Raw genomic sequence first — 13,978 nt, 5'->3', positions numbered from 1 at the left:
ACACCTCCGCATGTCGAAAAACTTGGTAGTTAACGCCAAATTTCGACGAAACCAGGTGAAAGGAAGGACGAGGGACGACATGTGGAAGAAGTGGATGGGGAAAGTCCTTACCGCTGGCCTGATCACAACCATGCTTCTCGGTGGACAGATGCCTGTGGAAGCAAAGAGTAAAGATATACGTGTAGCGCTGTTCGTTGATGCGGGAACAGGCTACAGGGGAGTAGTTCCTTCAATAACGCTGACCTCTGAAAGCGGAATGGATGTGACCATCTCCAGCCAGGAGGGAAGCGAGAAGCTGCCGGATATGGATGGGGATGCGGTACGCTTTCGGCTGGATCAACTTCATTTGATCGTTACGGAGACAGCGGATTGGAATCATGCGCAGCGAGTGGCTCAGCAATTGAGCCAGCGCAAATACGAAGGGACCATTCAAAAGGTGAATCGAAATGGTCAGCCGACCTATCAGGTGGTCAGCGGTACTTTTGGTACCTATCAGGCGGCTTCTAATCAAGCCCAAACTGTGGCCCAGGCGACGGGGCAAAGGCCTGTCATAAAAGGACCTCTGCGATTGGAGGCGGGAAAATACCGCAGCTTGCGTGAGGCAGAGAATTGGAAGCAAACCTTTGAGGATGCGGGTTACGCTGCCTATCCGGTCCTCATTCAAGACGGAGGAAGAGAAGAATATTCCCTCTGGGTGGGGGACGAGGTGAGCAACGAAGCCCTGCAAGCTCTGAAAAGAAAAGTTTCTTCAGATATTCCCGGCTTTTCCTATCAGCAAGCAAATGCCTCTTCTTACGTTATTTTCAAACAGGATGCGTACGGATCTGCTCGAGACACGATCAGCAAGCTCGTCTTTTCTCCAACATCCAAACTGATTGCCGAGCCCAAGCGATCTCGCGGGGTGGAGGTGTTGGGGGTTGTTGAACGTGACCAGCGTACGTATCGCGGCAAAATGGAGCTGTCCTCCTACAAAGGCTTTCTGACTTTGGTCAACGAATTGTCAATGGAGGAGTACCTATATGGAGTTGTGGGCTCCGAGATGGCACCAGGCTGGCCTTTGGAGGCGTTGAAGGCCCAGGCAGTCCTGGCTCGAACCAGAGCAGTAAGCTTAGGCAACAAGTACGGTATCGCGAATCTGTCAGACACCGTATATGAGCAAGCTTATTACGGCTATGGAAAAGAATCAGCAGACATTCGGGAGGCAGTTGACGATACCAAGGGTGAAGTCATTACCTACCGTGGAAAAGTAGTGGAATCCTTGTACTACTCCAACGCGGGTGGCATGACGGCAGATGGACGTGAGGTTTGGGGGAATTCGGTTCCCTATCTGAGACCTGTGGAGAGCGAGGATTATGGCCCAATGGTGCAAGCAAACCGTTGGTATCAGGTGTCGCTTGCCGATGGAAAGCTGGGTTATGTGCGGAGTGACCTGGTGCAGGAAACCGGCTTTACCAACGAGATGGGGCTTAGAGAAGCGATTGTTTCAACGGACAATACGAATTTGCGCTCTGGCCCAAGTACAGCCTTTCACCGCGTGCTGTCCACGCTTCCCTACGGCGCTGCGATCACGATTCTGGCAGAAGAAGCCGAGGAAAATGCTTACTCCTGGACGAGAGGTCCTTATACCGCAGAAGAAGTTGCTGGAATGATCAATACGAGCCAGGATAAAAACAAGGCTCCGCGTATACCTGGGGCGATTCAGTCCTTAGAAGTGACGGAGAGAGGGCCGTCGGGACGTGTGATCGAGATGGAGGCCAACGGGCAGACCATTGTCGTCTCTTCACCTGACTCCCATCGTTCTATCTTCCAGCAAGGAGGAAGCACGCTGCGCAGCACCAAATTCGATGTGGAACAGATGGGGAGCATCGTCATTCTCGGCGCCAATGGCAAGCAGGTGCGATACCAGGCTGGAGCAGGCAATGTCCAGGCCGTGGGTGTGAATGACTATTACTCCCAATCGGCAAATGGCTATAATGACCAGTTCCTGCTTTATACGGGCAATGGAGAATGGCGAACAGTCAGTAAATCACCGCTCTATCTGTTCCGAGGAACCGGCTTTGGTCACGGTCTTGGCGTTTCCCAGTACGGAGCCAAGGCTATGGCAGAAAGTGGGTATGACTACGAAGAAATTCTGCAACACTACTATCAAGATGTGGCGATCGAGCGCCCATGATCTGGAATAAAGGAGCAACGACTTGTGGACGTGCAACAATTTGATTTCGAGCTACCCGAACATCTGATCGCCCAGCATCCTTTGGAGGATCGGACTTCCTCCAGGCTGCTGGTGCTGAACAAGGAGACAGGAGAGATTCAGCATCAACGCTTTACGAATTTGATTGACCATCTGGTTCCCGGAGATGTGCTGGTTCTCAACGACAGTCGTGTACTGCCTGCGCGGCTGATCGGTGAAAAAGCGGAAACCGGGGCGAAGATCGAGGTGCTTTTGCTCAAATCACTGGGTGACGACCGATGGGAAACCCTCGTAAAGCCAGGTAAACGGATGAAGCCAGGAACCATCGTGACATTTGGCAACGGACTGCTTCGTTGTGTCTGTGAAGAAATAACTGAGACAGGGGGGAGGATTGTCCGTTTCTCCTACGAAGGCATATTTTATGAGATACTGGAGCAACTGGGCTCCATGCCGCTCCCGCCATACATCCATGCTCAGTTGGAGGATCAGGAGCGCTATCAGACGGTTTATGCGAGGGAACGCGGTTCAGCGGCAGCCCCTACAGCCGGTCTTCATTTTACAAAAGAGTATTTAGAGCAGATCGCCGCCAAAGGTGTGCATCTCGCTACGATCACCTTGCATGTAGGCTTGGGCACCTTTCGTCCAGTGGCTGCCGATACGGTAGAGGAGCATGTTATGCATGCAGAATACTACGAGATTTCACAGGAGACAGCTGATCTTGTGAATGCTGCCAAGACTGAGGGAAGAAGGGTGATCGCTGTCGGGACTACCTCCTGCCGTACGCTGGAAACAGTGGGAAGGGACCACGGCGGAAGGCTTGCTGCAACGAGTGGCTGGACAGACATCTTCATCTACCCGGGTTATACGTTTTCGATCATCGACGGGATGCTCACCAACTTTCATCTGCCCAAGTCAACGCTGGTCATGCTGGTGAGCGCACTAGCCGGAAAAGAACACATCCTGCATGCCTATAATACGGCTGTGAAAGAGGAATACCGTTTCTTCAGCTTTGGAGATGCCATGCTGATTCTGTGACAAATTGTGTATATTATTAAATGCTTATACATTGAACAGGCTAGTGGGTTTACTTCAATGCGAGATTTTCTTATAATAGGAAAGACTTACATACATAGCTCGAGGAGTGCAATCATTTGGCTGTACGCTACGAATTGATCAAAACTTGCAAACAAACCGGTGCACGACTTGGCAAGCTGCATACCCCGCACGGAACGATCGATACCCCTGTCTTTATGCCAGTCGGTACACAGGCAACGGTAAAAACGATGAGTCCGGAAGAACTGAAAGAGATGGGTGCTGGAATTATTCTCAGCAACACGTATCATCTATTTCTGCGGCCAGGTCACGAAATCGTGCGTGAAGCGGGCGGACTACATGGTTTTATGAACTGGGATCGGGCTATTTTGACTGATTCCGGCGGCTTTCAGGTGTTTTCCCTCAGCAACTTACGCAAGATTACCGAAGAAGGCGTGTCTTTCCGTTCTCACTTGAATGGAGAAAAGCTGTTCATTGGACCAGAAGAAGCGACCCAGATTCAAAATGCTCTGGGGGCGGATATTTTCATGGCTTTCGACGAGTGCGCCCCTTATCCGGCAGAGTATGATTACGTCAAGCAGTCGATGGAGAGAACCACACGCTGGGCAGAGCGCTGCCTGAAAGCGCACACACGCCCAGAGGATCAAGCTTTGTTTGGCATCGTGCAGGGTGGCATGTTCAATGACCTGCGCGCGATCAGTGCACGTGACCTCGTATCCCTTGATTTTCCGGGATATGCGATCGGGGGCTTAAGCGTTGGAGAGCCTTTCCCCTTGATGTACGAAGTATTGGAGAACACAGTACCGCTGTTGCCGACAGGCAAGCCGCGTTATTTGATGGGTGTGGGTTCCCCGGATGCATTGATCGAAGGTGCTATTCGCGGAATCGATATGTTCGACTGCGTTCTTCCTACACGGATCGCACGCAATGGGACATGCATGACAAGCCAGGGCAGATTGGTGATTCGCAATGCAAAGTTCGCGCGTGACTTCACGCCGCTGGACCCGAATTGCGATTGCTATACCTGCAAGAATTATTCACGCGCTTACATCCGACACCTGGTCAAGTCGGAGGAAACCTTTGGTATTCGTCTCACCACCTACCACAACCTGTATTTCCTGGTGAAGTTGATGGAGCAGGTACGTCAGGCTATTGCCGAGGATCGTTTGCAGGATTTCCGCGACCAGTTTTTCGCTCAATATGGATTGGGTGGAGATAGATCTTTTTAATTGAGGGGGCTACATATTTATGGACAGTTTGGCGAATTTTTTACCGATTATCATCATGTTTGCGATCTTCTACTTCTTGTTGATTCGTCCTCAACAAAAAAAGGCGAAGCAGCGTAATGCTATGCTGTCTGCCTTGAAAAAGGGAGACAAGATCGTTACAATTGGTGGCATGCACGGAACGATTCAGGAATTGAACGACGACTCCGTGACATTGCGTATAGCTCATAATGTGAATGTCACGTTTGATCGTGGAGCGATCAACAACGTGGTTTCCTCCAATAACAGCGAACCAGCACCAAGCAAAACAGAAGAGGTTAAAGAAGAAGCGAAATAATGCAAAAGGGAACACCCGTGGTAGAACCAGCTACGTGGGTCGTTCCCTTTTTTATTTGTTCGGATGATGCTAGACGCCCATTTTTGAGATAGCTGCCAAGACGACCAGAAAAACGCAAAACGGCATAGCCGAATAGCTATACCGTCTGCCAATCACGATTAACGCTTGGGCTTGAATCCCTTCGGCTTATGACTGGAATGAGCCGAATTGACGCCAAGAATACCACCTATTCCCGCAATCACGAAGGCGCCGAGAAAGTACAGCAGCGTCTCCCAATGCATCGGTGCATCGAATCCAAGGAAGCCGATCAGAAGCACGAACAAGAAGTAGCATAGCCCGGTCAAACCACCGTAATACCAACCTTTTTCCCCGCGTCGGCGTCCCGTAACAAAACCACCTGTCAACAAGCCGAGGATATTGATGACATACGTAAAATAGGGCAGGGAACTTTCACGCATGCTAGTAAAACTAAGAAGCAAGGTGGCTAGCAGCGCTCCTGTCAAGACGAGACCGAGCGTGTACATGAGTCCAGTCAGTACAGAGGTGGAAGTACTCCGCACAGTATTACCCCCTTACTGGTCAAGTTTGTACCATCTATATGAGAGGCTTGGTCAACCTATTCATCTTCGCGTTGAACATTGCAAGGAATTTTCGTATGATGGATGGGAATCGGACGGGAGTGAGAAAAAATGATTAAAACCTATTTTTACAATCACTCAGAGCAGAAAATGTTTCATGATGTTGACCTATCGACAAAAGACGAATGGTTGAAGTCGCCCGAAGATTTGCTCTGGATTGATCTGTATGATGTGGGGAACCAGGAGCTTCCCTTCATCGCAAAAATATTCGACTTCCATCCTTTGGCAATTGAAGATTGCTTGCACGTTAGTCCGCGTGCAAAGGTTGATAAGTACGATGACTATTACTTCTTCGTTTTCCACGCACTGCGCTACAATGAAGATAGTGATAACGAGATTACGACTGTAGAACTGAACGTTTTCCTCGGCCCGAATTACATCGTCACCATTCATAAATCTCCGATGAACAGCATTGGCCGGATTGCAGCTGTGAGCCACCGCAACAATTCCTATTTGAATCGCGGGCCTGATTATCTACTTTATGCGATTGTGGATGGCATTACGGATGAGTACTTTCCGATCATCGACAGGATCAGCGTGCGGATCGATGAGCTGGAAGACGAGATTTACGAGCATCAGATGGAAGAAATCACGGAAGAGTTCCTGGCATTGAAACGGACGATCATTTTGATTCGCCGCGTTATCATGCCCCAGAAGAGGATCTTCGCCAACGTGAATGGGCGCTATTCATTTGATATATCCGAGGAAAACGTACCGTTCTACACAGACCTGACGGATCACCTGGAGAGGATTTCAGACTCTACAGAGACGTTCCGCGATCTGGTAAATGGTGCACTGGACACGTACTACACGATCATCAGCGCCAAGACGACGGAAACGATGCGCGTGCTGACGATGATCTCTACAATCATCCTGCCTTTGACTTTTATTACAGGGCTATTGGGGATGAATACTTTTAGCTGGCTTGGAGTAGAAGCAGAGCCCTACATGCTTGTGATCGGTGTTGCGATCATGCTGGGTATGACGTTTACCATGCTGCACATCTTTCGAAAACGCAAGTGGTTGTAATTGGTGCTTATAGTTGTACGCTTCCCGCACAAGAATAGGAACAAGTTCTTAGCGGGGGGCGGATGCAGTGGATCATTTAACCGGGTTGTTGTTACGTACCCTTTTTTCCTATTTTTTCATCCTGGTGCTATTACGTCTCATGGGAAAAAGAGAATTGGGTAAAATGTCGGTCTTTGACGTCGTCATCTCGATTATGCTGGCGGAGATGGCTGCGTTGTCCATTGAAGAGTCCAATACACCGCTCATACAGTTCTACTTACCGATGCTGCTCATTGGTTTATTGGAAATCACCTTTGCGTATCTATCGCTGAAAAGCAAAAAAATACGTGATATTGTGGACGGGTCTGCGGACATGATCATCGAGAACGGACAAATCCGGGAAGATGCCATGCGCCGCAACCGTTTGAATATGGATGATCTGATGGTCCATCTGCGACAAAAAAACGTGAAAAGCATAGCTGACGTCGAAATTGCAATGCTGGAGCCGACAGGGCAGATGAGTGTCTTCTTGAAGCATGACCAGGAGACATTGACCAAGGGGGATCTCGGAATCAAGCCCGCGCAGCCTGTTCAGTCAGTCACGTACAAGGGCTTGCCGATTCCTTTGATTCTGGATGGCAAGGTGCGTCCAGAGGGGTTGCAAAAAATTGGTCAAAACGAGCTGTGGTTGAAGCGGGAGATTCGCAAATACGGGATCAAGGAAATCAGGGATGTCTCTTTTTGCAGCATCGATGATCAGGGAATCGTCTATCTGGACAAAAAAGACACGCCGCGAAAATAACTTAGCGGCGTGGGAAAAATACGGCGAGCTGTTCTCCGATCCAGGGGATACGTTTAACATCTTGTTTGCCTAAAACACGTAATGCGATCAACAGGAGCAAATAGAGGCAGCAGCTAACCGGCACGCTGACGAGTAGGCTTGAGGCTACCGTTGTGCCCTGCAGCCAGTGATGGGTGATGTAGGAACCTGAGTAGCCCATGACCAGCATGGTAGCTCCAATTTTTGAGAACTCCAAAATATCTACCGTAAAGCCGATTTTTTTTGTGAGGCTGGCAAAATGCAGTAATGTGACCAATGTGATCCCAATGTTTAGCGCGATCACGGTCCCGTATATGCCAAAGCCTGGCTGAGAAGTGAAGACGAACATGGCGAGGATCTTCACGATCGCGCCAATCAAGGTGTTGCGAAATACGACCTGAGCGTAATCCAGTCCCTGCAGGGCCGCAGCCAGTGGCGCCTGAAAAAACAGAAAGACGGAGAAGGGTGCTAGACCCTTTAAGATGATCCCTACCTCTTGATATTGGCTGCCGTACAGAAGGGCGCAGATAGGCTCTGCGAACACGGTCAGCAATACCGTGCAAGGTGCTCCAATAACGAGTGTAATGCGCATGGCTTGATAGATGCGCCGATGCACGAGTGGAGCATTTTTTTGATAGGCCGCTTCCGCAACAGCAGGAACCAGCGAGACAGACAAGGAATTGGTTAAAAACGTTGGAAACAGCAAAAGTGGGACGGCCATGCCGGCAAACTGTCCGTAGAGTCCTGTAGCATCAGAGATGGCGTATCCTGCGATAACCAACGCAAACGGGACGATCATCGGTTCCAATACGTAGGCGATGGAGCCGATCACCCGACTCATGGTGACTGGCAAGGCCACGTGAACCAGCTGCCGCATGCTGGATGTACTTGCCGTGACTCTGGTCAAAAACGTTCTGCCCAGCATCTGCGCGGCAGTTTTGCGACTTCCTTTGCGGTATTGCCAGAAGATGTACAAAAGCCCGGCCGCTTCTCCGAAAATAATACTGGCTACAGCGCCAGCGGTTGCATACTCAATCCCGGAATCAAGAAAGGTCATAGTCATTACGGCGACCAATGCCATGCGTACGACTTGCTCCAGCAGTTGGGAGACAGCAGTAGGGATCATGTTTTGCTTGCCCTGGAAGTAACCTCGCAGCACCAGTGAGATACTAGCGATAGGAATGATTGGGATGGCGGCCAACATCACAATATGAGCCCGCTTGTCTGCAAACAGGAGAGCAGCAAGCTGTTGGGAGAAGAGGAGAAGCCCTGTACATACAACCACGCTGATACCGCATGCAACCAGCAAGGAGACAAATAAAAAGCGGCGCGTCTGTCGATGATCCTTGGCGGCTTCCGTCTCGGCGACCTGTTTGGCAATCGCCACTGGCAGGCCAAACGTTGTCACTGTAATGAGAAAGTACAGAAGCGGCACAACCATTTGATAAAGTCCCATTCCTTCTGCGCCGATAATGCGAGAAAGAACAATTCTGTGGGCAAAGCCGAACAATTTCGTCACGCCGCCAGCCAGGATGAGGATAACCGTTCCGTAAAAAAAGGACTGTCTCATGGAAGGCTCCTTTGCAAGGTTAAATGTACTCCATACAGAATATGGACGTGCTGATGCTGGCATGACTACTTTGAGGGGGAAACGATGATGGATGAAGCGATCAAGCAGGAATGGTTTTTGCAAGTGGAGAGTCTTTGCCAAAGTAAGGCAGAAGAATTTGCTCTGCTCGGATATGAAAATGTAACTTCGCAGGATGTATGGGAGTGCGTCTCGCAAGGGTACAAGGAGATTCCAGCCATGCATCGGATGGTAAACGACATTCTTTCCCTGAAGCCGAACAAGTACATGAATTACCTGATGATCCAAATGTATAAAAATTCTTAGTGAAACTTTTAAATCGCCATTTCGTACATCATCTAGATGCGCTTTACGAGGAGATGGTTACCATGATTCGCCTAGCCTGCAATAATTGACACTTTTTTTCATCGTTCGCTATAATGGGCATATTGGTTTTCGTCTAGGACGGGACCCTTTTAGGAAAGAGGGGTATTACTACAATGGTGAAATGGGGAAGATTCGTCCTGTTCTTGGTGGTCGTGGCATTGTTGGGTACGTTAATGACAACAACGACCAAAGATGTAGCAGGAAACATTACGCTCGGTCTTGACCTGCAGGGCGGGTTTGAGATTTTGTACGAGGTAGAGCCTCTAGAGGCTACGCATAAAGTTGACATTGAATTGCTCAAGGCAACTGCGTACATGATTGAGAAACGGATTAACATCGGTGGGGTTGCAGAACCAGTCATCGAAACCGAATTACCCAACCGCATTCGGGTAAAAATCGCTTCACAGTCTGCTGATCAGGACAAGCTTAGGGAGCTGATTGGTAAGCCCGCTGTACTTACTTTCCGCGATGAGGCGGGAAACATTATTTTGCGCGGTAGCGATCTCGCTCCCAACGGCGCTGCTGTTGGCTATGATGAACTGAGACGACCATTGGTAACAATCAAATTCTCTGAACCGAAAAAATTGGAAGAAGTAACTCGTGCAAACCTGCACAAGCGCATGGCAATCTACCTGGATGAGAACATGCAGACCAATCCGACAATCCAGGCTGTCATCACAGGCGGTAGTGCTCAGATTACGGGCGATTACACACAAGAATCGGCACAAGAGCTAGCTGACTTGCTCAACTCCGGTGCCATGCCTGCTAAGCTGATTGAAAAACAGATAACCTCTGTTGGAGCTTCTCTTGGTAAAATTGCCTTGGAAAAAACAGTCTATGCCGGATATATCGGTGGAGCATTGATCATCATCTTCATGCTTCTCGTATACCGCATGCCAGGAATGATCGCCAATATTACATTGGCCGGGTTTACTTATTTCTGTCTGGTCGTACTGGATTGGATGGACGCGACTCTCACGTTGCCGGGGATTGCCGGTTTTATCCTGGCGATAGGGATGGCGGTAGACGCCAATATTATTACCTACGAGCGCATTCAGGAGGAGATTCGTTCAGGCAAGACGATCCTTTCTGCCTTCCGTGCAGGTGAGCGCCGCTCTTTGGTGACGATCCTTGATGCGCACATTACGACATTGATTGCGACAGGGGTATTGTTCTACTTCGGTACAAGCTCCATTCAGGGCTTTGCCATCGTGCTTGCCATGACACTCATTGTAAGTATTATTACGAACGTGTTCGGGTCTCGATTCCTGCTCTGGCTGGTAATACGCTCCAACATGTTTAAAAAGCCGTTCTGGTTCGGAGTAAAGGAGAGTGAGATCGGTGAGCTTTGATAATGAACACACTGTCATCCGATTTGACATCGTAAAGAATCGCCGGAAGTTCTTCCTGTTCTCCGGTATTATTATCATCGTTGGATTGTTGTTCTCTCTGATTCAGGGTTTTAATCTGGGAGTTGACTTTCAAGCGGGGACTCGCTTGGATATCTACGTGGGCAAAGAATTTAACCCTGCTGACATTGAACAAATTTTGAAAGAAAAAGTGCCGGAAGCCAAATTTTCTGCGGTAACGCCTTATGGTACGCATCAAGCGTTCACACGTTTTGACCAGACCGTGCCATCCGATACCATGATGGTGATCGAACAAGCTTTGAAAGATAAATACGGTGATCAGGTAACCAAGCAGGTAGCGACCGTTGATCCAAGTATTGCGCAAGAAATGGTGAAAAAAGCTGCGATTGCAGTATTGATCGCATCACTGGGGATTATCGTGTACATCGCGTTCCGCTTCCAATGGCTGTTTGGTGTAGCGACAGTAGTGGGTCTCGCGCATGACGTGATTATTCCGATCGCTTTGTTCTCAATGCTTGGCCTGGAGGTAGACATTACCTTCATCGCTGCGATCCTGACCATCCTGGGTTACTCTATCAACGACAAAATCGTTATTTTTGACCGGATTCGGGAAAATCTAAAAACGATGAAGTCCAAAACCGTTGATGAATTGGAGCACCTGGTAAACGTTTCTCTATGGCAGACCATGCGTCGTTCCATCTTCACAGTCGCAACGGTATTTTTCACCGCTATGGCGATTGCCATCCTGGGTAGCGAAAGCATTCGCAACTTCTCGCTGGCATTGGTATTTGGTCTGGTAAGCGGTACCTATTCTTCCATCTTTATCGCGGCTCAAGTGTGGGTCAACCTGAAAGAACGCAATATGTTAAAGAAAAAACGTACGCCTTCTAGTCCGAATTAAAAGGATTTTATGAATGCCGCGGGGAACTCCCCGCGGTTTTCGCCTTTTTTTCCCGAACAATGGCTCGCTATTGTCAGTCTGCCTCTCGATCCACTATAATGAATGAGGATTGGAGGAACGCCCATGCTGAAAGCGAAAACACGCTGGCAACTAGCCAGCTACGATGAGCATCTGGCTGCGAACCTTGCAGCAGAAACCAAGTTGACTCCTCTCGTATCCAAGCTATTGGTGATTCGTGGCATCCACACACCAGAACAAGCGCGTGACTTTCTGCAGCCAGGACCGGAGATGTTTTACGATCCATACCTGCTAAACGGCATGGAGAAGAGTGTGCACCGTATCCTGCAGGCGATTAAACGCCAAGAGCCAATCTGCATTTATGGAGATTACGATGCGGATGGCGTCAGCTCAACCTCGTTGATGGTACACTTGTTTCGCCAAATGGGCGCAGTGTTTGACTACTATATTCCCAACCGTTTTACAGAAGGCTATGGGTTACATAAAGAGGCATTGGCCCATCTGCACAATAGCGGATTCAAGCTGATTGTCACGGTAGATACAGGGATTAGCGCAGTTGAGCAGGTGGAATATGCCAACCGGTTAGGTCTCGATGTCATCGTGACAGACCACCACGAACCTCCGGCTGTGATTCCGGAGGCATTTGCAGTGATTAATCCCAAAAAACCGGGTTGTACCTATCCATTTGACATGCTCGCAGGAGTGGGGGTTGCCTTCAAGCTGGGGCATGCTTTACTTGGAGAAGCACCGCTCCATCTGGCTGACTTGGCTGCTCTGGGTACAATCGCCGATCTGGTTCCCTTGGTCGACGAAAACCGGATATTGGCAAAAGTAGGATTGCAGCGTTTGAACCATACGGAGAATCCGGGGTTGCAGGCATTGATACGCGCCTGCGGACTCTCTGAAAACGAGCTGTCTGCTGGACATGTGGGCTTCGCATTAGGTCCACGTCTAAATGCAAGTGGTCGCTTGGAGACGGCAGCGGCGGCGGTCAAGCTGTTGGTCACGGAAGATGCCCAGGAAGCGGACGAATGTGCCGTGACGCTGGACAATCTCAACCGTGAACGGCAGGAATTGGTTCAGCAGATGACGGAAGAAGCAGTTGAAATGGTAAAAAGCCAATTTCCCCCTGATCAAAACCATGTCCTCGTCGTTGCAAAAGAGGGCTGGAATGTCGGGGTAGTAGGGATCGTAGCTTCCCGGTTGGTCGAGATGTTTTACCGACCGACGATCGTGCTTGGAATCGATCCGGAAAAGGGTACTGCCAAGGGCTCAGCACGCAGTATCACGGGCTTTGATATGTATGAAGCGTTAACGGCTTGTAAAGAATGGCTTCCCCATTACGGTGGTCATACGATGGCGGCAGGTATGACTTTGCCTGTAGAGAATCTGGGGCTGTTGCGAGAAAAGCTAAATGAGCTGGCAGGTCAGTGGCTCGGCGCCGACGATTTTATACCGTTGACGAAAGTGGATGTGGCCCTGGAGCCGGAGGAGGTAAGCATGGATGCCGTTGAGCAGCTGGCCATGCTGGCTCCCTACGGCATGAGGAACCCGACGCCTCTCGTCATGCTCCGTGATATGGAAACGGCAGGGATGCGCACTATCGGACGGGACGAGAATCATTTGAAATGCACCTTGACGAGATCGGGGAACAACATCGATGCGATCGGTTTCAACTGGGCGCATGTCACGCAGCAGGTGACGCCCAAAGCAACGTTCCACGTACTGGGTGAATTATCCGTGAATGAGTGGAACGGCAATCGCAAGCCACAGATGACGATCCGCGACCTGACTGTACCGCACCGTCAGATATTCGATTGGAGGGGCAGCAGGGACAAGGTCGACAAATGGAAGCAGCTCATGTCAGAGCCTGATTCCCTCACCTTGGTGTTTCGCCAAGAAAGTCACGAAGTATTGTCTGGATTGATAACGGAGGAGCAGCGGAGCTTTGTTCGACTGGTTGCTGCGAATGTAGGCGAGCCGGGAAGCGAGGGGGGCCGCCGCACGCTGATACTCTACGATTTGCCCAGACAACGCTCGGCTTTGCAGGCTATTATTCCAGTCTGGAATCAGGCGGAACGCATTTACTGCCTGTTTGGCGACCCTGATTTGGGGATGGAGCGCCTGCATTGCCCAGGTCGTGAGCACTTCAAGCAGCTCTATCAGTTTTTCATGCAAGTGCCTGTTGTCCGCCATGAGCATCTGGATGCACTCGCGAGAAAGCTGAATTGGAAGCGTCCGCTCTTGGATGGCATGCTGGACGTATTCGCTGAGCTGGAATTTATTATTGCGGAAGCGGAGCAATACCGTTTCCGTCCTGCAGCCGACAAAAGACCGCTGGAGAGCTCTCGTATTTATGCATCGTGGAAGGAAGAAGCCGAGCTGGCGACAGAACTGCTTCTGTCATCATCGGAAGGCTTGATTCAAGTGTTTCACCAAATGGTGGAACCTGTCACTTAGGA

Annotated in this window: 12 protein-coding genes; 10 read left to right on the top strand and 2 right to left on the bottom strand. The window is 49.9% G+C overall.

Annotated features, from left to right (window positions below; genetic code table 11):
- The first annotated feature begins 79 nt into the window (after nt 1-79).
- The 4 genes from EDM52_RS01885 (at nt 80) to yajC (ending at nt 4,807) form a co-directional block, all read left to right on the top strand.
- Entirely contained in the window at nt 80-2,173 is a 2,094-nt protein-coding gene (locus tag EDM52_RS01885; protein ID WP_122907361.1) for a SpoIID/LytB domain-containing protein, read from the top strand.
- A gap of 24 nt (nt 2,174-2,197) precedes the next feature.
- On the top strand, nt 2,198-3,226 hold the full coding sequence (queA, locus tag EDM52_RS01880) for a tRNA preQ1(34) S-adenosylmethionine ribosyltransferase-isomerase QueA (protein ID WP_122907320.1): 1,029 nt from the start codon (nt 2,198-2,200) through the stop codon (nt 3,224-3,226).
- A 116-nt stretch (nt 3,227-3,342) separates the two neighbouring features.
- A complete protein-coding gene (tgt, locus tag EDM52_RS01875; RefSeq protein WP_122907319.1) occupies nt 3,343-4,473 on the top strand; it encodes a tRNA guanosine(34) transglycosylase Tgt in 1,131 nt (376 codons plus the stop codon).
- A gap of 19 nt (nt 4,474-4,492) precedes the next feature.
- The gene (gene yajC / locus EDM52_RS01870) at nt 4,493-4,807 is read left to right on the top strand and encodes a preprotein translocase subunit YajC (RefSeq protein ID WP_122907318.1); all 315 of its coding nucleotides are present in this window, start codon (nt 4,493-4,495) and stop codon (nt 4,805-4,807) included.
- A gap of 158 nt (nt 4,808-4,965) precedes the next feature.
- Here the strand turns inward: yajC and EDM52_RS01865 are convergent, their stop codons facing one another.
- On the bottom strand, nt 4,966-5,367 hold the full coding sequence (locus tag EDM52_RS01865) for a TIGR04086 family membrane protein (protein WP_122907317.1): 402 nt from the start codon (nt 5,365-5,367) through the stop codon (nt 4,966-4,968).
- 129 nt (nt 5,368-5,496) lie between these two features.
- On the opposite strand from EDM52_RS01865, the gene corA reads away from it, so the two are divergent.
- Together corA and EDM52_RS01855 are read left to right on the top strand one after the other, a co-directional pair.
- Nucleotides 5,497-6,474 (top strand): magnesium/cobalt transporter CorA, encoded by a 978-nt coding sequence (gene corA, locus EDM52_RS01860; protein WP_122907316.1) that lies wholly within the window; start codon nt 5,497-5,499, stop codon nt 6,472-6,474.
- 67 nt (nt 6,475-6,541) lie between these two features.
- Nucleotides 6,542-7,255: a DUF421 domain-containing protein gene (locus EDM52_RS01855; protein WP_122907315.1), complete on the top strand. Its 714-nt coding sequence runs from the start codon at nt 6,542-6,544 to the stop codon at nt 7,253-7,255.
- A 1-nt stretch (nt 7,256) separates the two neighbouring features.
- Here EDM52_RS01855 and spoVB read toward each other — a convergent pair whose 3' ends face one another.
- Nucleotides 7,257-8,843 carry a stage V sporulation protein B gene (spoVB, locus tag EDM52_RS01850; protein WP_122907314.1) on the bottom strand — a complete coding sequence of 529 codons (1,587 nt, stop codon included), beginning with the start codon at nt 8,841-8,843 and terminating at the stop codon, nt 7,257-7,259.
- A gap of 87 nt (nt 8,844-8,930) precedes the next feature.
- Here spoVB and EDM52_RS01845 point away from each other — a divergent pair, with 87 nt between their 5' ends.
- From EDM52_RS01845 to recJ, 4 genes are all read left to right on the top strand, one after another.
- A complete protein-coding gene (locus EDM52_RS01845) occupies nt 8,931-9,167 on the top strand; it encodes a post-transcriptional regulator (protein ID WP_122907313.1) in 237 nt (78 codons plus the stop codon).
- Nucleotides 9,168-9,340: 173 nt separating this feature from the next.
- The gene (gene secD, locus EDM52_RS01840; RefSeq protein ID WP_122907312.1) at nt 9,341-10,579 is read left to right on the top strand and encodes a protein translocase subunit SecD; all 1,239 of its coding nucleotides are present in this window, start codon (nt 9,341-9,343) and stop codon (nt 10,577-10,579) included.
- On the top strand, nt 10,569-11,498 hold the full coding sequence (gene secF, locus EDM52_RS01835; RefSeq protein ID WP_122907311.1) for a protein translocase subunit SecF: 930 nt from the start codon (nt 10,569-10,571) through the stop codon (nt 11,496-11,498). Before secD ends, secF begins: the two co-directional genes overlap by 11 nt.
- 123 nt (nt 11,499-11,621) lie before the next feature.
- Nucleotides 11,622-13,976, top strand: coding sequence for a single-stranded-DNA-specific exonuclease RecJ (recJ, locus tag EDM52_RS01830; protein ID WP_122907310.1), 2,355 nt, complete (start codon nt 11,622-11,624; stop codon nt 13,974-13,976).
- The last annotated feature ends 2 nt before the right edge of the window (nt 13,977-13,978 follow it).

It is taken from the genome of Brevibacillus invocatus (assembly GCF_003710915.1).
Taxonomy (GTDB): domain Bacteria; phylum Bacillota; class Bacilli; order Brevibacillales; family Brevibacillaceae; genus Brevibacillus; species Brevibacillus invocatus.
Note: the sequence above shows the minus strand (reverse complement) of the source record. Positions and strands in the feature narration are given on the sequence as shown.

Bases quoted from the DNA above. Each gene is read 5' to 3' on its own strand.
- yajC (WP_122907318.1), top strand. From the start codon at position 4,493: ATGGACAGTTTGGCGAATTTTTTACCGATTATCATCATGTTTGCGATC.
- EDM52_RS01885 (WP_122907361.1), top strand. From the start codon at position 80: ATGTGGAAGAAGTGGATGGGGAAAGTCCTTACCGCTGGCCTGATCACA.
- spoVB (WP_122907314.1), bottom strand. From the start codon at position 8,843: ATGAGACAGTCCTTTTTTTACGGAACGGTTATCCTCATCCTGGCTGGC.
- corA (WP_122907316.1), top strand. From the start codon at position 5,497: ATGATTAAAACCTATTTTTACAATCACTCAGAGCAGAAAATGTTTCAT.
- EDM52_RS01845 (WP_122907313.1), top strand. From the start codon at position 8,931: ATGGATGAAGCGATCAAGCAGGAATGGTTTTTGCAAGTGGAGAGTCTT.
- secD (WP_122907312.1), top strand. From the start codon at position 9,341: ATGGTGAAATGGGGAAGATTCGTCCTGTTCTTGGTGGTCGTGGCATTG.
- recJ (WP_122907310.1), top strand. From the start codon at position 11,622: ATGCTGAAAGCGAAAACACGCTGGCAACTAGCCAGCTACGATGAGCAT.